15 protein-coding genes are annotated in these 19,248 nt (G+C 72.6%); 7 read left to right on the plus strand and 8 right to left on the minus strand.

What is annotated here, in order from left to right; translation table 11 throughout:
* Window positions 1-123: 123 nt before the first annotated feature.
* Both AB0N84_RS06650 and AB0N84_RS06655 read right to left on the minus strand, forming a co-directional pair.
* Complete coding sequence (locus tag AB0N84_RS06650) at window positions 124-2,220, minus strand: DEAD/DEAH box helicase (RefSeq protein ID WP_363544557.1); 2,097 nt, start codon at window positions 2,218-2,220, stop codon at window positions 124-126.
* A gap of 266 nt (window positions 2,221-2,486) precedes the next feature.
* A complete protein-coding gene (locus AB0N84_RS06655) occupies window positions 2,487-3,341 on the minus strand; it encodes a PPK2 family polyphosphate kinase (protein ID WP_069712458.1) in 855 nt (284 codons plus the stop codon).
* Between the two features lie 115 nt (window positions 3,342-3,456).
* On the opposite strand from AB0N84_RS06655, the gene AB0N84_RS06660 reads away from it, so the two are divergent.
* Complete coding sequence (locus AB0N84_RS06660; RefSeq protein ID WP_363544560.1) at window positions 3,457-4,476, plus strand: alpha/beta hydrolase; 1,020 nt, start codon at window positions 3,457-3,459, stop codon at window positions 4,474-4,476.
* A gap of 78 nt (window positions 4,477-4,554) precedes the next feature.
* Window positions 4,555-4,809 carry a hypothetical protein gene (locus AB0N84_RS06665; RefSeq protein ID WP_069712456.1) on the plus strand — a complete coding sequence of 85 codons (255 nt, stop codon included), beginning with the start codon at window positions 4,555-4,557 and terminating at the stop codon, window positions 4,807-4,809.
* A gap of 48 nt (window positions 4,810-4,857) precedes the next feature.
* Here the strand turns inward: AB0N84_RS06665 and AB0N84_RS06670 are convergent, their stop codons facing one another.
* Window positions 4,858-8,304 carry an efflux RND transporter permease subunit gene (locus AB0N84_RS06670; protein ID WP_363544562.1) on the minus strand — a complete coding sequence of 1,149 codons (3,447 nt, stop codon included), beginning with the start codon at window positions 8,302-8,304 and terminating at the stop codon, window positions 4,858-4,860.
* Between the two features lie 52 nt (window positions 8,305-8,356).
* Entirely contained in the window at window positions 8,357-9,799 is a 1,443-nt protein-coding gene (locus tag AB0N84_RS06675) for a PLP-dependent aminotransferase family protein (RefSeq protein ID WP_363544564.1), read from the minus strand.
* A 62-nt stretch (window positions 9,800-9,861) separates the two neighbouring features.
* Here AB0N84_RS06675 and AB0N84_RS06680 point away from each other — a divergent pair, with 62 nt between their 5' ends.
* Window positions 9,862-10,590: a hypothetical protein gene (locus AB0N84_RS06680; RefSeq protein WP_363544566.1), complete on the plus strand. Its 729-nt coding sequence runs from the start codon at window positions 9,862-9,864 to the stop codon at window positions 10,588-10,590.
* The gene (locus AB0N84_RS06685; protein WP_289459404.1) at window positions 10,533-11,402 is read left to right on the plus strand and encodes a sugar phosphate isomerase/epimerase family protein; all 870 of its coding nucleotides are present in this window, start codon (window positions 10,533-10,535) and stop codon (window positions 11,400-11,402) included. The genes AB0N84_RS06680 and AB0N84_RS06685 overlap by 58 nt, the downstream gene beginning before the upstream one ends.
* 130 nt (window positions 11,403-11,532) lie before the next feature.
* On the opposite strand, the gene AB0N84_RS06690 is transcribed toward AB0N84_RS06685, so the two are convergent.
* Genes AB0N84_RS06690 through AB0N84_RS06705 form a run of 4 tightly spaced genes read right to left on the minus strand, consistent with a single transcriptional unit; the run spans window position 11,533 to window position 15,789 of the window.
* Complete coding sequence (locus AB0N84_RS06690; protein ID WP_363544568.1) at window positions 11,533-12,564, minus strand: Gfo/Idh/MocA family oxidoreductase; 1,032 nt, start codon at window positions 12,562-12,564, stop codon at window positions 11,533-11,535.
* Window positions 12,561-13,574, minus strand: coding sequence for a Gfo/Idh/MocA family oxidoreductase (locus AB0N84_RS06695; RefSeq protein ID WP_363544570.1), 1,014 nt, complete (start codon window positions 13,572-13,574; stop codon window positions 12,561-12,563). The genes AB0N84_RS06690 and AB0N84_RS06695 overlap by 4 nt, the downstream gene beginning before the upstream one ends.
* Window positions 13,571-14,572 carry an ROK family protein gene (locus AB0N84_RS06700; RefSeq protein ID WP_289459407.1) on the minus strand — a complete coding sequence of 334 codons (1,002 nt, stop codon included), beginning with the start codon at window positions 14,570-14,572 and terminating at the stop codon, window positions 13,571-13,573. Before AB0N84_RS06700 ends, AB0N84_RS06695 begins: the two co-directional genes overlap by 4 nt.
* Window positions 14,569-15,789: an ROK family transcriptional regulator gene (locus tag AB0N84_RS06705; protein ID WP_289459408.1), complete on the minus strand. Its 1,221-nt coding sequence runs from the start codon at window positions 15,787-15,789 to the stop codon at window positions 14,569-14,571. Before AB0N84_RS06705 ends, AB0N84_RS06700 begins: the two co-directional genes overlap by 4 nt.
* Before the next feature lie 139 nt (window positions 15,790-15,928).
* Between AB0N84_RS06705 and AB0N84_RS06710 the strand changes: the two genes are divergently transcribed.
* The 3 genes from AB0N84_RS06710 (at window position 15,929) to AB0N84_RS06720 (ending at window position 19,187) form a co-directional block, all read left to right on the plus strand.
* A complete protein-coding gene (locus AB0N84_RS06710) occupies window positions 15,929-16,885 on the plus strand; it encodes a sugar ABC transporter permease (protein WP_083263861.1) in 957 nt (318 codons plus the stop codon).
* Between the two features lie 10 nt (window positions 16,886-16,895).
* On the plus strand, window positions 16,896-17,798 hold the full coding sequence (locus AB0N84_RS06715) for a carbohydrate ABC transporter permease (RefSeq protein WP_363544573.1): 903 nt from the start codon (window positions 16,896-16,898) through the stop codon (window positions 17,796-17,798).
* Window positions 17,799-17,882: 84 nt separating this feature from the next.
* A complete protein-coding gene (locus AB0N84_RS06720; protein ID WP_363544575.1) occupies window positions 17,883-19,187 on the plus strand; it encodes an ABC transporter substrate-binding protein in 1,305 nt (434 codons plus the stop codon).
* Window positions 19,188-19,248 lie beyond the last annotated feature (61 nt).

Consider the following 19,248-nt stretch of genomic DNA (forward strand, 5'->3'; position numbering starts at 1 on the left):
CCGAAGGAAGCCATCGACGCCTGCCTGTTCGAGACCCTGGGCAACGCCTGATGAGCGGTTCCGGACGTCCGATCGTGCTTCAGCCAGCTGGCACCGCGCCTCCCGTCCGTCGTCTGGTCGCGACTAGCGCGCGGCGAGCTCCGCCACGATGCCGTCACCGGGCGCCGCCTGCACGAGGTCCGCCTCGATCTCCGCGTTCTCGAGGATGCCCTCGATCTTCCGGATGCGACCGCGCGGGACGATCGTCACGACCGTGCCCTCCTTGCCGGCACGACCCGTGCGGCCCGAACGGTGCATGTAGGCCTTGTAGTCGTCCGGGGCGTCTGCCTGCACGACGAGCGACACGTCGTCGACGTGGATGCCGCGCGCGGCGACGTCGGTCGCGACGAGCACGTTCACCCGGCCGCTCGTGAGCAGCTGCAGGTTGCGGGTGCGCCGCGACTGGTTCAGGTCGCCGTGGAGCGAGGTCGCCCGGATGCCGGCGTCCTCGAACTGGTCGGCCAGACGCTCGGCGTAGGCGCGGGTGCGGGCGAAGACGATCGTCTTGCCGTCACCGGCCACGAGCTCCTCGAGGACCTGGTCCTTCTGGCGCTGCTCGACGACCAGCACGCGGTGGTCGATGGTCGAGGAGGCCTGGTCCTCGCCGGCGACCTCGTGGACGCTCGGCTCGTGCAGGAACTCGGACACCAGCGACGCGACCTGCGCGTCGAGGGTCGCGCTGAACAGGAGCTTCTGCGCCCGGTTGCCCTGCGGGGTGACCTCGGCCGTGGCCGAGAGGATCTCCCGCACGGGCTCGAGGAACCCGAGGTCGCACATGTGGTCGGCCTCGTCGAGCACGGAGACGACGACCTCGCTGAGGTCGAGCTTCCCCTTGTTCATCAGGTCCTGCACGCGACCGGGGGTGCCGACGATGATGTCGACACCGCGCTCGAGGGCACCCTCCTGGCGGCCGTAGGGCACACCGCCGTAGATCTGCGTCGTGAAGAGGCCCACCGAGCGGGCGATCGGCTGCACCGTGCGGTCGATCTGCAGGGCGAGCTCGCGCGTCGGAGCGAGGATGAGCGCACGCGGGGCGCGGCCCATCTTCCGCTTCGTGCCGCCGCCGTGCTCCATGAGCTTCTCGACGAGGGGCGCACCGAAGGCGATGGTCTTGCCGGAGCCGGTGCGGCCTCGGCCGAGCACGTCCTTGCCGGCGAGCACGTCGGGGATCGTCGCGGCCTGGATCGGGAACGGGCTCGTGGCGCCCATCTCGGCGAGGGTGCGGGAGATGTTGCCGCCGATCCCGAGGTCGGTGAAGCTCACACCCTCGACGTCGGCCGCGACGGTCGCCTCGGCCTGGAGCTTCTCGAGCTTGACGTCGTCGGCGGGGACGTACGAGCCGCGGGAGTCGTCGCGGTCGCGGCGGGGAGCGCGGTCCTCGTCGAACGAGCGGCGCTGGGGGCGGTCGTCGCGGTCGGAGGAGCGACGCGGGGCGCGGTCGTCGCGGTCGAAGCGACGGGGAGCACGGTCGTCGCGGTCGAACGAACGGCGCGGACGATCGTCCTGGTCACGACGGGGAGCACGGTCGTCACGGTCGAAGCGGCGGGGCGCGCGGTCGTCATCACGACGGGGCGCACGGTCGTCACGGTCGAACCGGCGGGGCGCGCGGTCGTCATCACGACGGGGCGCACGGTCGTCACGGTCGAACGAACGGCGCGGAGCACGGTCGTCGCGGTCGAACCGACGCGGAGCACGCTCGTCGTCACGGCGCGGGGCACGCTCGTCACGATCGAAGCGACGCGGAGCGCGGTCGTCACGGTCGAACCGACGGCCACCACGGTCGTCGTCACGACGCGGGGCACGGTCGTCGCGGTCGAAGCGACGCGGGGCACGGTCGTCACGGTCGAACCGACGGCCACCACGGTCGTCGTCACGACGCGGGGCACGGTCGTCACGCTCGAACCGGCGCGGGGCGCGTTCGTTGCGGTCGAACCCGCGACCACCGCGGTCGTCACGGCGCTGACCGCCGTCGCGCGGCTCCCAGTTCGGGCGGGCCGGACGCTCGCCCTGCGCCTCGCGGCCGCGGCGCGCATCGGCGTCCCAGCGCTGCTTCTGCCGCGGCTGCGACGGGTCGGCGGCGCGGTAGCCGCGGTGCTTGCTGGACCGAGCGGCGGGGGTGCCGTTCGCGTGGCGGACTCGGTCGTCGGCACGCTGACGCGCGCCCTTGTCGTACGGGGCCATGACTTCTTTCCGGGGTGCAGACGTCCGCGTGCCCGGCAGCGACGTCGGCGCAGGCTCTTGAGGCGGAGAGGGGGTTCTTCCCGTCGCGGTTCGACGTGAATCCAGCCCTCGAACAACACACACCCGAGCAAAGGCCGTGATCACAGTGTCACGGCGTCGAAGGCCGACCGAGTGAGTCTACGCGACCAGGCACGCGCCCGCCAGCCCCGGGGCGGACGTGAGCCGCGGGGACGAGGTGGGGCGGGCCTCCCGACCGGAGCCCGGGATCAGGACTCCGCGAGCCGCTGCCGCTGCTCGGCCACGTCGAAGTCCGCCGCGGGCCAGCTGAGCTGCATGTCCTCCAGGGCACGGAGGAGGAGCTGCTGGACGGCGAGGCGGGCGTACCACTTGCGGTTCGCCGGGACGACGTACCAGGGTGCACGCGCCGTCGAGGTCCGGTCGAAGACCGTCTGGTAGGCCTCCTGGTACTCGTCCCAGAGGAGCCGCTCGTCGATGTCGCCCGGGTTGAACTTCCAGTGCTTGTCCGGGCGGTCGAGCCGGTCGCCGAGCCGCTCGCGCTGCTCGTCCTTCGAGATGTGCAGCATCACCTTGACGACGGTCGTACCCGCGGCGACGAGCCGGTCCTCGAACTCGACGATGGCGCCGTAGCGGCGTTCGATCTCCTCGGGCGGGGCCATCGACCGCACCTTCTGGATGAGGACGTCCTCGTAGTGGGACCGGTCGAACACCCCGAGCTGCCCGGCCCGCGGGAGCTCGCGCTCGACGCGCCAGAGGAAGTCGTGCTCGCGCTCCTCGGCGGTGGGGGCACCGAAGCCGGCGTAGTGCACGCCGTTCGGGTCGACCGCGCCGACGACGTGCGAGACGATGCCGCCCTTGCCCGCGGTGTCCATCGCCTGCAGCACGAGGAGCACGCGGCGCTCGTCCCCCGCCGTGCTCGCGGCGTGCAGTCGCTCCTGCAGGGCCGCCAGGCGATCAGCGCCGGTGGCGAGCGACTCGAGCCCGTCGATCTTGCGCCCGGGGAAGCCCGGGGTGCCGTCGGGGTCGACGCGGTCCAGGCGGAAGCCCTCCTCGACGCGGAGCAGCGGTTCGGGGTCGGTGTTCCAGGCCTTGCGACGGCTCACGGGTCCTCCTGCGGGTCTCCTCCATCCTGGCACCGCGGGCCCGTCCTGGCACCGGAGGCTCGGCGGCGGACGCGGCGGACGCGGCGCACGGGACCGCGGGTTAGCGTGGACGCCGATGAGGACAGGCCGCCGGACACTGCTCGCACTCGTCACCGCGGGGGCGGTGCTCGGTGCGCTCGTGTCGTGCAGCGGCGCCCCCGCGGCGGACCGGGACGAGACCGTGACGGCCGAGCCCGTGATCTACCCGCTCTCGCTGCGCTACCCGGGGATCGACGTCGTGGCCGACGTGCCGTACGGCTCCGCGGACCTGCAGCGACTCGACGTCTGCCTGCCGCCGGACAGCGCGCCCGACACCACGGCGACACCGACACCGACGCCGACGCCCTCGCCCTCGCGCTCGCCCAGCACGGCGGCGGACCCCCGCCCATCGTCGGGCCGCCCGACCGTGATGATGATCCACGGCGGCAGCTGGTCGCACGGCGACAAGGCGACCGCGGCCTACCGAGCGGTCTGCCAGTACCTGGCGTCCGAGGGCTTCGTGACCGTCAACGTCGACTACCGCCTGGCCCCGACCGACCCGTGGCCCGCCGGGTACGACGACGTCCGCCGGGCACTCGACTGGGTGTTCCGCCCGGCGACCCTGGAGACCTACGACATCGACCCCGACCGGGTCGGCCTGTTCGGCGGCAGCGCCGGCGGCAACCTCGCCGCGCTGCTCGCCGTCCAGGACCACGAGTCCGCCGCCTGGGCCGCCGGCGACCGGGTGCGCGCGGTGGTGGACCTGAGCGGTCCGACGGACCTGACGGCACGGTCGACCGAGCCGGACGGGGTGTCCGCCTCGTTCCAGCGCAAGCAGCTGCTCTACCTGGGCTGCCGGACGTACGCCGACTGTCCGGCGGCGCAGCAGGCGTCGCCCGGGTCCCACGTCACCGCGGACACCCCGCCGTTCTTCGTCGGGCACTCGACCGACGAGTTCATCCCGCTCTGGGAGTCGCAGGAGTTCGTGGCGACGCTGCGTGCCCACGACGTGCCCGTGACGTTCGTGGCGGTCGAGGGCACGGCGCACTCGATCGCACAGCTCGACCGGGCGATGAGCGAGCGGGTCGTGGCCTTCCTGCGGGCGCGGCTCGGGTAGTCGCGGGCGCCGTGCCCCGTGCGGGTGGCACCCGGATTCGGGTGTGCGGCAGCTGAGCGCTCCGCGCAGACTTCCTGTGTGACCGACACCATCGACCGTCCCCTGAGCGTCCCGACCGAGTGGCCCCACCGCAGCTCCGTCCGGACCTACGCGGAGCTCCTCCTCGGGCTGTCGTTCACGGCCGCGGTGGCCTTCGGGGGCTACTCGGCAGCGACCGGCCGCATGGCCGTCGCCGCGCAGGGGGCCGCGATCGTGTTCCTCGTCACGCTGACCTGCGTCGTCGTCTCGTGGTTCCGCGAGGTCGACGCCGAGGAGTCCGGCTCCCGCGACTGATCGGACGGCCGCCGGCCGCCCGGCCGACGCGGCCCGTCCTGCGTCCCGCTACGCCTCCGCCGTCCCGGCCCCGTCGCGCTCGGCGGCCCCGTCGTGCTCGGCCCCGTCACGCTCCGCGGCCCGCGCCGCCCGTCGGTCGGCCCGTCGCTCGAAGAACCCCTCGACCACCGAGTAGAGCACCGGCAGCACCACGAGGGTCAACAGCGTCGAGGACACCAGCCCACCGATCACGACCAGCGCGAGCGGCTGCGAGATGAACCCGGACTTCCCGGTGAGCCCGACCGCCATCGGCAGCAGCGCGAAGATCGTCGCCAGTGCCGTCATAAGGATCGGCCGGAGTCGCCGGGTCGCGCCCTCGACCAGGGCCTCGCGCACGCGGAGTCCCCGGCGCCGGTACTGGTTCACGAGGTCGACGAGCACGATGGCGTTCGTCACGACGATGCCGACGAGCATGAGCAGGCCGATGATCGACGCGACACCGAGCGGGATGCCCGTGACGATCTGCAGCAGGACCGCACCGGTCGCCGCGAACGGGATCGAGACGAGCAGCATGAGCGGCTGCCGCAGGCTGCGGAACGTCGCGACCATGATCACGTAGACGATGAGCACGGCCACCAGCACCGCGAGCAGCAGCTGACTGAACGCCGACGACTGGCTCGAGGCCACACCGCCGATCGTCGCCGACGCGCCTCGCGGAAGGTCGAGCCGGTCCACCGCCGCCGTGACGTTCTGCACGGCCTCGCCGAGGTTCGTCGAGTCCGGCGTCACCGTGATGGTCGCGGTGCGGACCGCGTCGGACGTCGTGATCGTCGTCGGTCCGTCGGACTGCTCGATCGTGGCGACGTCGGACAGCGGGACGTCACCGCTCGCGGTCGGGATCGACAGCGCCTTCAGGGCGTCGATCGTCGTGGGCGGCTCCGGGTCGGCGATGTAGACGTCGAGGGTGGCGTCGTCGATCTCGACGCTGCCGGTGTCGCGCGGGGACACCGACGCGGCGACGATCCCGCCGACCTGCGTCTCGGTGAGCCCGCGCTCGGCCGCCTTGCTCCGGTCGACCTTCACGGCCAGGTACGGCTCGGCGGCGGAGAGGTTGCTCGTCGCCCCGGTCGTGCCCGCGACGCCGCGCATCTGCGTGAGGACCTTGCCGGCCGCGGTCTCGAGCTCGGCCTGGGTCGGCGCGGTGACGTCGACCTCGATGTCGCTCGACCCGCCGAACCCGCCGCCGCCCGACGACAGGCTGACCTCGCCGACGCCGTCGATCCGCCCGATGCGGTCACGGGCCGCCGACTGGATCGTCGTCTGGTCGGCAGCCGCGTCGGTCGTCACGTTGTACTGCACCGACGCCGAGGCGCCACCGCCGAACGCCGCCTGGATCGACTGGCCGCTCGACCCGATCGTGGTCTGGACGGTCTCGACGCCGGAGACGTCGCGCAGGACGCCCTCGACCTTGCGGGCGGCGTCCGACTGCTCGTCGAGGCTCGTGCCCGGCTCGAGGTCCTGCGTCACGGTGAACGTGTTCTGCCCGGAGTCGCCGAGGTAGTTCGTCTTGACGAACGGGACGGCCGCGACGGTGCCACCGAGCACGAGCAGGGCGAGGACGAGCACGAGTGCCGGACGACCGATCGCCCAGCGGAGCACGGGCAGGTACCCGCGGCGCAGCCGGTCGGAGGCGCCCGCGTCGTGCAGGTCGTCGGCGGAGGCCAGGGCACCGGTCGCGGCGGCCGGGGCGGAGGCGGCGGGCTGCGGTCCCCGGGCACGGCCGGCGTCGGCGTGCCGGTGCGTCCGCGGCGCACGGAGGAACCAGTACGCCAGGACCGGCACGATCGTCAGCGACACGAGCAACGAGGCGATCAGCGCCATCGTGACCGTGAGCGCGAACGGCCGGAAGAGCTCGCCCACGAGCTCGGCGACGAAGGCCACGGGCAGGAACACCGCCACGGTGGTGAGGGTGGACGCGGTCACGGCGCCCGCGACCTCGCGCACGGCGTCGAGCACGGCCCGTCCGCGGTCGACCCCGGGCTGCAGGTGCCGCTTGATGTTCTCGATGACCACGATCGAGTCGTCGACCACGCGGCCGATCGCGATCGTCAGCGCGGCGAGCGTGATGATGTTGAGCGTGTAGCCGGCCGCCTGCATGCCGATCGCGGCGAGCAGCACCGACGTCGGGATCGAGATCGCCGTGACCAGCGTGGAGCGCCAGGACAGCAGGAACACGAGGATGACGACGACCGCGAAGCCGAGGCCGAGCAGCCCCTCCTCGGCCAGCGAGTCGATGGACTGCTGGATGTAGGGGGCCTGGTCGAAGACGACGGTGAACTGCGGGGAGCCCGCGACCTTCGCCTCGATGCCGGGCAGGGCGGCCTTCACCGTCTCGGAGACGTCGACGGTGTTCGCCTCCTGCGTCTTCGTGATGGCGATGGTCAGCGCGGTCTTGCCGTCGACACGGCTGATCGACGTGCGCGGCGACTCCTCGATCTGCACGGTCGCGACGTCACCGAGCGAGGTCGGCGTGGAGGCCGTGCTCGCGCCCGTCCCGCCGGTCGCGGTGGTCCCGGCGCCGGTCTGGCCCGCGCCGGTCTGGCCCGCGGCGGTCCCGCCGGCCGTGCCGTCACCGGAACCGGCGGCTCCGGTGCCGGTCCCCGTCCCCGTGCTGCCCGGTGCGCCGGCCGCGGCGCCGCCCTGGGTCGCGGCACCGCCGGCGCCCGAGGTCGAACCGGACGAGCCGGACCCCGACCCGGAGCCCGACGACCCCGACCCGCTCGACGCGGTCAGCGGCAGCCCGCGGATGTCGTCGAGGGACGCGATGCGCGCACCCGTCTGCACCGAGAGCGTCCGGCCGTCCTGCGTGATGGTGCCGCCCGGGATGAGCGTGCCGTTGTCGTCGAGCGCGTCCGAGATCGACTGCGTCGTCAGCCCCCGCGACGCCAGTTCGTCCTCGTTCGGTGTGATGACGACGCGACGCCCCGGGTTGCCGAACACGTCGGCCTGCCGGACGCCGTCGAGCTTCTCGAGGTCCGGCACCGCGGTCGCGTTCAACCGGTCGACCAGCTGCTCCTGGTTGCCGGAACCGGTCACCGCGAGCTGCAGGACCGGCAGGTCGTCGAAGGACCCGGTGACGATCTGCGTCTGCACGGTGTCCGGCAACGAGAGCGCGTTCACCGCGGTCTGGATCTTGTCCTCGGCGCTCGCCAGGTTCGAGCCGTAGTCGAACGAGGCCGAGACGACGCTCTGCCCGGTGGACGAGGTCGCGCTCGTCGACTCGAGGTCCGGCACCACCTGGATCGCCTGCTCGATCTTCGTCGAGACGTCGTTCGACACGACCTCCGGCGTCGCGCCCGGGTAGGCGCTCACGATCGCCACCTGGGGGAACTGGACGCTCGGGATGAGCTCCTGCTTGAGGTTCGTCAGCGCGATGCCGCCGAACACCGCGACGACGATCGTGACGAGCGCGATGAGGGCACGGTTGCGGAGGCTGAAGACCGAGAGGAAGTGCACGAGCCGATCCTCGCAGTTCCACCTGCGAACAGAACCGGCCGCCCGACACCGCTCAGACGACCGCGGCGAGCGACCCGCGGACGCCCGTGCCCTCGCCCCCGACGCGGGCCCACGCTCGCTCGAGCACCTCGACCATGCGCTCCCGGTCGGCCGCCCCCATCGTGTACGGCACCCGCAGGAAGCGCTCGAACCCGCCGTCCGGGCCGAACACCCCGCCGGAGGCGAGCACGACGCCCTCGGCACGCGCCGCGAGCACGAGCGCGCTCGACACCGGCCGGCCGAGCCCGACCCACGTCGTCAGGCCGCCGTCCGGCGACGGGACGTCCCACTCGGGCAGGCGCGCGCGCAACGCGGCCACGACGTCGTCGCGACCGGTGCGCAGGGCGGTGCGCCGCGCCTCCAGGACGGCCGCGGTGCGCGGGACGAGCTCGCGCGCGACCAGCTGGTCGAGCACGGGCGTGCCGAGGTCGCCCGTCGGGCGGGCGAGGAGCAGCCGCTGCAGCAGGTCCGGGTCCGCGCGGATCCACCCGATCCGCAGCCCACCCCAGAACACCTTGGCCGCCGAGCCGATCATGACCACCGCCGGGTCCGCCGCGGCCAACGGCGGCGCGGGCGTCCCGTCGATGCGGAGCTCGCCCATCGTCTCGTCGGCCACCACGACGGTCCCGGTCGAGGCCGCGACGGTGAGCAGGCGTTCCCGGGTCGCTGCGGACATGGTCGCCCCGGTCGGGTTGTGCAGTTCGGGCATCAGGTAGGCGACCGCGGGCGCGGTCCGGCGGAGCGTCGTCTCGAGCGCCGTGGCGTCCCACCCGGTGCGCGCGTCGACGGGGACGCCGACGAGTCGACCGCCGGCCTCGCGGAACGCCTCGTGCGCGTGCGGGTAGGTCGGGGACTCGACGAGCACCGTGTCGCCGCGGCGGACGAGCACACGGGCGAGGAGCGCGATGGCGTGCTGGGCACCGATCGTCACGACCACCTGCGACGGGTCGGTCGGCAACCCGCGCTCGGTGTACCGGTCGGCGATCGCGGAGCGGAGCCCGGGATCGCCGACCGTGTCGTAGCCGATCCCGGCGAGCGCCGCGGGCACGTACCGGACCGCGCGCTCGACGGCCTCGGCGACCTCGGGTGCGGCGTGCATCGCGGCCTTGCGGAGGTCGAGGAGGTCGTCCCCGACCACGCCGCCGGGCCGCTCGGGATCCGGACGCCCGACGAGGTCCCGCGGCAGGTGCACGACGCTCCCGGAGCCCCGGAGCGACACGAGGAAGCCGTCGGACCGGAGTCGGGCGTACGCGTTCGCGACCGTGGTCCGGGACACCCCGAGGGCATCGGCGAGCCCGCGTTCGGCCGGGAGCCGGACGCCGAGCGGCACCCGCCCGTCGATCACGAGCACGCGGAGCGCGTCGGACAACGCCTCGTACGCCGGGGCACCGCTGGCAGCACGCCAGTCGGGAAGCAGGAGGGCGGCGGCGCGGGCGCTCAGCGAGACCGGGGACACGGGTCCACCGTAGTGCGATTGGCTCTCGACCAACAGGCCAATCGAGGACGAGCATCGTCGGCATGCACCGCACCCCCGCCCTCGTCCTGCGTTCCGTCCAACTGCTCGTCGGCCTGTTCCTCTACGGTGCGTCGACCGCGCTGCAGGTCCGCGCCGTGGTCGGCGTCGGGTCGTGGACGGTCCTGACGCAGGGCCTGGAGAACGTGCTGCCCTGGTCGTTCGGCGTCATCACCGTGGTGTCGAGCGTCGTGATCCTGCTGCTCTGGATCCCGCTCCGCCAGCGGCCCGGCATCGGCACGCTCTGCAACGTCCTGGCGATCGGCCCCGCCGCCGACCTCGTGCTCTGGCTCGTCCCCGAGCCGGACGGGCTGGTGGCCCGGGTCCTGCTCTTCGCGGCGGGACTGGTGCTGCTCGCGGTCGCGACGGCGTGCTACATCGGCGCGGGCCTCGGCACCGGTGCGCGCGACGGCCTGATGGTCGGCGTGCACGAACGGTTCGGCTGGCCGCTCTGGCTCGCGCGGACCGTGATCGAGGTCACCGTCGTCGTGGTCGGGTGGCTCCTCGGCGGCGACGTCGGCGTCGGCACGGTGGTCGCCGCGTTCGTGATCGGGCCGATGGTCCAGCCGCTCATGCCGCTCTTCCGTCGGCTGCCGTGGTCCCCCACCCGCACGAGCGGCGCGGGGGCCGCCCGCACCCCTGGTGGCGGCGAGACCGGAGCGGCTAGGGTCGCGCCATGCGCCTCGGAGTGTCCTCCTACAGCTACGCCCGCTCCCTCCAGCGCGGTGCGCTGACGATCCTCGACGTGGTCGACCGGGTCGCCGACGCCGGCGGCGAGCACCTGGAGATCGCGGCCGGCGGCTTCGGCGACGACCTGCCCCGGCAGCCCGACCTGGTCGACCGCATCCGCGAGCACGCAGCTTCGCGCGGCATCGGGCTCGCGAACCACGTGATCGGTGCGGACTTCTCCGACCCCGCCACCGTCGACGCCGAGGTGCGGCGCGTGCACGAGCACCTCGACGTCGCGCACCGGCTCGGGATCACCCGGTTCCGCCACGACGTGGTGCCGTGGGCCTGGCGGGACGCGGACCACGCCGAGTTCGAGCGGGTGCTCGCGCAGGTCGTGCCGGTGTGCCGTGCGGTCGCCGAGCACGCCGAGACGCTCGGCATCACCACCATGGTCGAGAACCACGGGTTCGCGTTCAACGACAGCGAGCGGATCCTGCGGCTCGTCCACGAGGTCGACCGACCGAACTTCCGCACCCTGCTCGACGTCGGGAACTTCGTGTGCCTCGACGACGATCCGCTCCGGGCGGTGCAGCGGACGCTGCCGGTCGCGGCCGTCGTGCACCTCAAGGACTTCCTGGTGCGCGAGACGCCGCCCGCCGCGGACGGCTGGTTGCCGACCCTCGCCGGTCGCGCGGTGCTCGGCACGGTGGTCGGGCACGGGGACCTGCCGCTCGGTCGGATCGTGGAGCGGATCGTCGCGAGCGGCTTCGACGGGCCGGTGTCGATCGAGTTCGAGGGGCTCGAGGACGACGTCGACGCCGTCGAGCGCGGGCTCGCGAACGCGCGCCGGCTCTGGGCGGCGGCCGGCGGTTCCTGAGACCGCCGCGAGACGGACTGGGCCCACACCGCCGGTTCCGGGGCGACGCGCCAGCGGCGGACCGGCCGTGCCGGTGGGGAGAGGCGCGGCGCCAGCTGGCACCGCGCCTCCCGACCGTCATGTGGTCGCGTCAGACGGACCGCACCCGCACCGTCTCGCCGCTCGCCGCCGACTCCTGCGCCGCCAGCACGACCGCGAGCGTGCGCAGCCCCACGGCCGCGTCGGGCTGGGGCTGTTCCCCGCTGCGGACGGCCGCCACGAACGTCTCGAGCATCGCCGCGTCGAAGTCCGGCCCGTAGGGCAGCACCACCGACCGACCGCTCGCAGCGTCGAGCCCGCGGACGCTCGGCCGGAAGAAGTCGACGTCCACCGACCCCTCGGTCCCGACGACGGTGAGGGCCAGCCCGCCCCACGTCGGCGACGTGTCCGGCCGGCTCCACGAGCAGTCGATCGCGGCGATCGTGCCGTCGGCGTAGGTGATCGTGACCAGGCCCGCGGTCTCGGCCCGTGCGCGTGCCGCGTGCAGCACCCGGTTCGTCACGGCCGTGACGGTGACCGCGGGCGTGCCGTCGAGGAGCGCGTCGAGCAGGTCCGCGATGTGCACCACGTGGTCGACGATCGCGCCGCCGGCGGAGAGCTCCGGCTCCGTGAACCACGACCGCGTCAGCGGGAGCATGCCGTTGTTCGCGCCGCGCACCGAGAGGACGTCGCCGAGCCGTCCGGCACGCTTCGTCGCGCTGAGCCGGGCGAAGGTCCCGGCGAACCGCACCGGGAAGGCGACCATGAGGAGCACGCCCGCGGCGTCGGCGGCGGCGCGCATGGCCAGACCGTCCTCCCACGTCGTGGCGAGCGGCTTCTCGCAGAGCACGTGCGCCCCGGCGGCGGCGGCCTGCTCGACGAGGGCACGGTGCCGGGCGTTCTCGCTCGTGACCACGACCGCGTCGACACCCTGGGCGAGGAGCTCCTCGACGGTGTCGACGTACGGCACGTCGAGGGCCTCGGCGAGCTCGCGGCCGCGGAGGTCGACGAGGTCGGTGCCGGTCGACGTGCCGTCCGGGTCGGTGCCGACGACCTCGACGTCCGGCATCGCCCGGAGCGCGGCGAGGTAGGAGATCGCGTGCGTGTGCGCGAAGGACAGCACGCCGATGCGCAGGGGGCTCATGCGCTGACCGTCCCGTGCGCGCGGCCGGTAACGGGCTCGAGGTCGACGGGCTGGCCGGTCTCGACGGAGCGGAGCGCGGCGTTGACGATCCGGACGGCGGTGGCGCCGTCCTCCGCTGAGACGCGCGGCACCGCGCCGCCCCGGAACGCCCCGAGGTACTCGCGGATCTCGAGGAAGTAGGGGTCCTCGGTGGGGTCGAGCTCCGGCAGGTCGCCGCCGACGGCCTCCTCGTCGAGGAGCTCCGCCGTGTAGTTCCGCTCGTCGCGGGAGTCGTGCGACAGGGTGCCGAGCGTGCCGGCTGCGGAGAACTCGGTGACGAACGGCAGGTGTGCCGGGCCCCAGATGCCCGCGACGTGGCTGATCGCGCCCGAGGCGTGGGTGAGCAGGACGTGCGCGGCCTCGACGGGGTGGTCGACGGTGCCCTTCCGCACGTGCACCGCGCTGACCCGGACGACGTCGCCGGCGATCCAGCGGGCGATGTCCAGGTCGTGGATCATCTGGTCCATGATGATGCCGCCGGAGAGTGCGGGGTCGGCGAACCAGGCCGAGCGGGTGGGGAACGCGCCGGACCGCACGAACCGCAGGACGGCGAGCTCGCCGAGCTGCCCGGCCTCGACGGCGGCCTTCAGGCGGACGTACTCCGGGAAGTACCGCACGACGTGCGCCGGGTAGAGCTGCCGCCCGGCCTCGTGCGCCAGGCGGACCAGGTCGTCGGCGTCGGCGTCGGTGCGGGCGAGGGGCTTCTCGCTGATGACGTCCTTGCCGGCGGCGAGCGCGGCACGGACGACCTCGGCGTGCGCGTAGGTGGGGACGACGACGTCCACCACGTCGACGCGGGCGAGGAGCTCGTCGAGGGAGCCGACGACCTCGCCGCCGTGCGCGGCCACGAGTTCCTCGGCACCGACCTCGGAGAAGACGACGACGTCACCGATGCGGAGCAGGTTCGGCAGGTGGGCGTGGGCGATCACCCCCGCGCCGACGAGGCCGATCCGGAGTCGCTGTTCGGTCATGGGTTCCTCCTGGTTCCGTGGTCTGGTGCTGGTGCCGGTGCGGCGGCGGCCGTGGCGAGCAGGGCGGCCCCGGCCAGTCCCGCGCCGGCGCCGGCGAGCGACTGCTCGATGCGGGGCGACGGTCGCCAGCCGAGCCGGGCGTCGACGGCCGTCCGCAGCGGGGCGAGCAGTCGCTCGCCGGACTCCCCGAGTCCCCCGCCGACGACGACGACCGCGGGGTCGAGCACGGCCGCGAGGATCGCGACACCGGCGGCGAGGGCGTCGACCGCGTCGGCCCACACCGCGGCGGCGACGGGGTCGGTGTCCACGGCGGCGACGATGTCCTCGGCGCCGCCGTCGATGGTGCCGCCGGCCTCGCGGTAGCGCCGCGCGACGTTCCGGGCGGAGGCGTACGCCTCGACGCAGCCGCGCTGTCCGCATGTGCACTGCTCGCCGCCGGGTCGGACGCAGACGTGCCCGACCTCGCCGGCACCCCCGGCGGCGCCGACGACGAGCCGGCCGTCGACGACCAGGCTCGCGGAGATGCCGGTACCGATCGGGATGAAGACGAGCTCGGTGACGTCGCGCCCGGCCGCGGTCCGTGCGGCGATCTCGGCCGTCGCCGCGGCACGGGCGTCGTGTGCGACCGCGACGGGGACGCCGTACCGGTCGCCGAGGAGCGCGACGATCGGCAGGTCGCGCCAGTCGAGGTTCACCGCGACGACGACCGTTCCCGCCGGGGAGTCCACGACGCCCGGGGTGCACAGGCCGATCGCGGCGAGCGGGTGCCCGGCCCGGGCAGCGGCGGCAGCGAGGCGGTCGACGACCGCGGCGATCGCGGCGAGCGCCGGGCCACCGGCTGCCAGGGCGTCGACGACCGGCGCAGCGCCGAAGGTCGGGACGACGACACGGTCGAGCACGACGTCGCCGACCCGGACCATCCCCTTGACCGTGGTGCCGCCGACGTCGACGGCGACGACCGCGCCGTGCCGCTCGGACGTCCCCACCGCGGCGCTCACGCGGTCTGCTCCGCTGCCGTCCGGACGAGGTCGTCGATCCGTGTCGGCGCCAGGACCTCGTCGACCGCGAGCACGGTGGCGCCGCGGATGCCGGCGTCGCGCGGCGCGGCGCTGGCCCGGACGTCGAGCGCGTCGGCGACCATCGGCAGGCACGACCGGTAGAGCTCCCCGCGGATCGTCGCGACGAGCACGGACGAGGCGGACATCGCCCCCGCGAGCACGACCTCGCTCGGGTTGCAGAAGTTCACGATTCCGGAGAGCACCCGGCCGATGTGCTCGCCCGCCCGGCGGAGTTCGTCGAGCGTGTCGGTGTCGCCCTGCGCGGCGAGCGCCAGGACGTCGCTCGTCCCGCCGACACGGTGTCCGGCGGCCCGGAGCCGCGCGACGATCGCTCCGCCGGACGCCACCGACTCGAGGCAGTCCGGCACGCCGCAGGTGCAGCCGATGGCGGCCTCGCCGTCCACCGGCGTGTGGCTGATCTCCCCCGCCGCACCGCTCACGCCGCGGTGCAGCCGACCGTCGAGCAGGACCCCGGAGCCGATGCGGGTGCCGAGCTTCACGGCGACGAGGGTGCCGACGCGGTCCGGGCCCGGACGCTCGGCGAGGGCGATGAGGTTGGCGTCGTTCTCGACGAGGACGGGGACGTCCGTGTACTCCGCGAACAGCTCGGGCAGCACGGCCCCGTGCCAGGACGGCTCGAACGAGGGCGTCGCCACGCTCCCGCCCGGGTACGACACCGGCGCGGGGACGCTGATCGCCGCACCACGGAAGCGCGCCATGTCGAGCCCGCTGTCCGCGGCCAGCTCGACGAAGCGCTCCCACAGCGCGGCGACCGAGGCACGGGGTCCGGCCGCGACCGGCACGGTGCCGGCACCGTGCTCGAGCGCGTCGGTGTCGGCGAGCACCGTGCCGGCCAGGTCGGTCAGCACGATGCGCACGTGGTGGGCGCCGAGGTCGGCCGCGGCGACGAAGCCGGCGTCCGCGACGAGCTCGAGCCGTCGTGCCCGGCGGCCGCCGCGCGACCCCTCGGCACCGCTCTCGCGGACGAGACCGAGGGCCATCAGGGCATCGACGCGGGCCGAGGCCGTGGACGGCGCGAGGCCGGTGCTGCGGGCGATGCTCGAGCGCGAGGTCGTGTCCGAGACGCGGACCAGGCGGAGGACGTCCCCGACCGATCCGGGGCTCCGTGCCATGTCCTGGAAGTGCTGCTCGTGCATGCCGTCACTGTAGCGACGAAACGGTCGATTGCCGAACGAAGTCGTTGCAGAATCGACTGTTTACTTTTGGTGATCGAACGGTAATGTGCTCGAAACAGCCGATTCCTAGCGTTCAACGACGAGCCAAGAGGAGGTCCGCATGACGAGTGCGGTTCAGAACCCGACCAGGGTGACCGTTCCCGGTCGACGGTCGTCCACCGCGGACGCCAGCCGGATGGAACGACGCGAGGGCCGCGCGGGCTACGTGCTGATCGCCCCGACGACGGTGCTGCTGGCGCTGTTCTACCTGTACCCGCTGGCACAGACGGTCTTCTACTCGTTCACGAACTGGAACCCGGCGTCGGGCGAGACCAACGGCTTCGTCGGACTGTCCAACTTCACCGGGCTGTTCCGCGACGGCGAGTTCGTCCGCGCGGCGGGCAACACCGCGCTCTACGTCGTCGTGGTGGTCCCGGTGACCATGGCGATCGGGCTGTTCTTCGCCGCGCTGCTCGCCCAGCCCTTCCGCGGCCGCGGCGTCTACCGGGCACTGCTCTTCGTGCCGTACATCGCGCCGATCGTCGGCAGCGCACTGATCTTCAGCTTCATCCTGTCGCCGCTCGGCGGCCTGGTGAACGGGGTCGTCACCGCACTCGGCGCACCCCCGATCGGCTTCCTGACGTCCGAGCCGTGGGCGCTGGTCTCGGTCATCGTGTTCTCGATCTGGCAGGGCGTCGGCTACACGATGATCATCTACTCGGCCGCGCTGACGAACATCCCGCAGTCCTACATGGAGGCCGCGACGCTCGACGGCGCCGGCCCGATCCGCCGCTTCTTCACGATCTCGCTCCCCCTGGTCGCCCCGACCACGGGCTTCCTCGCGATCACCGGCGTGATCGGCGCCCTGCAGGTCTTCACCCAGGTCTACGTCCTGACCCAGGGCGGTCCGATCAACTCGAGCGAGACGATCCTCTACTACATCTACAACCAGGGCTTCGTGTTCTTCCACGGCGGCTCGGCCAGTGCCGCCGCCGTCCTCCTGCTCATCGTCGGCATCCTCGTCGCGGTCGTCCAGCTGCGGGTCATCAACCGCCGCGACCCCATCGAGCTGAACTAGGACCGCCACCGTGACCCAGATCGCTCCCCGCGCCCTCCCGTCGGACGCGCACCGTGCCTCCCGTCCGCACCGCAGCCGCCCCTTCCGGGTGCTGTTCCGCAAGCACTCGCCGGCCGTCCTGCGCCACGTCGTCCTGCTCGTCGCGGTCGTGCTGTTCTTCGGCCCGTTCCTCTGGATGCTGCTGACGAGCTTCAAGTCCTCGGAGGAGGCACTCGCCTTCCCGCCGAGCTTCCTGCCGCGGCAGTGGGAGCTGTCGAACTACGCGGACATCTTCACCGTCGCGCCCTTCGGGCTGTACTTCTTCAACTCGACGGTCGTGGCGATCGCGACGACCGCCGGCCAGATCGTGACGAGCCTGGCCGCGGGCTTCGCGTTCTCGCGCCTGAAGTTCCCCGGCAAGAACATCGTGTTCGTCGTCCTGCTCGCCGCGCTGCTCGTGCCGTTCGAGGTCGTGTTCACGCCGCTCATCACCCTGCTGTCCTCGCTGCACTGGCTGAACAGCTACCAGGGCCTCATCGTCCCGAACATCCCGTCGATCCTCGGCACCTTCCTGTTCCGGCAGTTCTTCACCTCGTTCCCGAGCGAGATCGAGGACGCCAGCCGGGTCGACGGCGCCGGCGTCTGGCGCCGGATGTGGTCCGTGGTGACGCCGATGGCGACCCCGATGATCGGCTCCTTCGCCGTCCTGTCCTTCGTCTACAACTGGAACAACTTCTTCTTCCAGTTCCTCGTGGCGTCGCGGACCGAGTTCTTCACCGTGTCGGTCGGCCTCACGCAGCTGCAGTCGGCGAACGCGAGCCAGAGCTTCAACCTGCTGATGGCCGGGTCGACGCTCGCGATCCTGCCCGTCTTCATCGTCTTCGTCATCTTCCAGAAGCAGATCGTGTCGGCGATGGCCGGCGGGCTCCGCTGACCCCAGACCCCCCTCGCACCACTCCCTGCTCCACTCCTCGCTCCACTCCTCGCTCCACCCAGATGTCCGAGAAAGGACGACCTCATGCGCAAGCGACTGCTCGGCGCCACGGCCCTCGCCGTGGGTGCCGCACTGGCCCTGGCCGGGTGTTCCGGCGGCTCCGTCACCGGCAACTCCGGCGGCAGCGGTGGGAAGACCACGATCACGGTCTGGCACAACTACACCGGCCCCCAGGCCACCGAGGTGAAGAAGCTCATCGACGAGTACAACTCCTCGCAGGACGGGATCCAGGTCCAGGCGCAGTACGCCGCCTCGTCCGACCAGTTCGACGCGAAGCTCATCAACGCGCTGAAGAACGACACCGGGCCCGACATGGTGCTCGGGGACAGCACCCCGCAGCAGACCGGGCAGGTCATCGAGACCGGCAAGGTGCTCCCGCTCGAGGACTACCTGTCCAGCGGTGACATCACGAAGGACAGCTTCACCGAGGGCATGCTGTCGACCGGCGAGTTCGACGGCAAGCAGTACACGCTGCCGACCGACATCGGCGACTACGCGGTCGTCTACAACAAGCAGATGTTCAAGGAGGCCGGGATCACGGACACCCCGACCACCTGGTCCGAGTTCCAGGACGACGCGAAGAAGCTCACGAAGGGCACGACCCAGTACGGCGCCTACCTGCCGATCGGCACCGGCGAGTGGCCGGTCTTCACCTGGCAGTCGATGCTGTGGGGCGCCGGCGGCGAGTTCCTCAACGAGGACAACACCAAGGTCGAGTTCAACAGCGACGCCGGCGTGCAGGCCCTGACCGGCTGGACGGACATGCTCGAGGACGGCACCGCCTACCCGCAGTCGCTGCTCACCACCTCGACCAACGGCGCCGTCCCGGCCCTGACGTCGAAGAAGGCCGCGATGGCCATCACGGGCGCCTACGACCTGTCGACGATCGACAGCACGCTCGGCAAGGAGAACGTCGGCGTCTTCGCCCTGCCGGGCATCAAGGAGCCGGCGATGAACCTCGGGACGAACAACTCGTACATCATCAAGACGTCGACGAAGCAGCAGGACGCGTCGTGGAAGTTCCTGCAGTGGTGGCTCAGCCCGGACACCCAGGCGAAGTGGGACATCGCCACGGGCCTGCTGCCCGCGAACCAGGCCACGGCGGACAACGCCACGTGGAAGCAGTACCTGGAGGAGAACCCGCGGCTCAAGGCCTTCGCCGACGAGCTCGAGTACGCCAAGGCCCGTCCGTCCATCACGGCCTACGGCGAGGTGAGCGCCGCCCTGTCGACGCAGCTGCAGACCGCGATGCTGCTGAAGACGAGCCCGAAGGAGGCGCTCGACGCCGCCGCCGAGCAGGCACAGGCCGCGCTCGACAAGGCGAAGTAGGCACGACCGTCCGACGGCCCCGCTCCCCTTCCGGGAGCGGGGCCGTCCGTCGTCCCGGGAA

The organism is Curtobacterium sp. NPDC089185 (assembly GCF_040685235.1).
Classification (GTDB): domain Bacteria; phylum Actinomycetota; class Actinomycetes; order Actinomycetales; family Microbacteriaceae; genus Curtobacterium; species Curtobacterium citri.

Coding starts and splice junctions, on each gene's coding strand:
- AB0N84_RS06695 (WP_363544570.1), bottom strand. CDS start 13,574: ATGACCGAACAGCGACTCCGGATCGGCCTCGTCGGCGCGGGGGTGATC.
- AB0N84_RS06660 (WP_363544560.1), top strand. CDS start 3,457: ATGAGGACAGGCCGCCGGACACTGCTCGCACTCGTCACCGCGGGGGCG.
- AB0N84_RS06710 (WP_083263861.1), top strand. CDS start 15,929: ATGACGAGTGCGGTTCAGAACCCGACCAGGGTGACCGTTCCCGGTCGA.
- AB0N84_RS06690 (WP_363544568.1), bottom strand. CDS start 12,564: ATGAGCCCCCTGCGCATCGGCGTGCTGTCCTTCGCGCACACGCACGCG.
- AB0N84_RS06680 (WP_363544566.1), top strand. CDS start 9,862: ATGCACCGCACCCCCGCCCTCGTCCTGCGTTCCGTCCAACTGCTCGTC.
- AB0N84_RS06650 (WP_363544557.1), bottom strand. CDS start 2,220: ATGGCCCCGTACGACAAGGGCGCGCGTCAGCGTGCCGACGACCGAGTC.
- AB0N84_RS06705 (WP_289459408.1), bottom strand. CDS start 15,789: ATGCACGAGCAGCACTTCCAGGACATGGCACGGAGCCCCGGATCGGTC.
- AB0N84_RS06720 (WP_363544575.1), top strand. CDS start 17,883: ATGCGCAAGCGACTGCTCGGCGCCACGGCCCTCGCCGTGGGTGCCGCA.
- AB0N84_RS06685 (WP_289459404.1), top strand. CDS start 10,533: ATGCGCCTCGGAGTGTCCTCCTACAGCTACGCCCGCTCCCTCCAGCGC.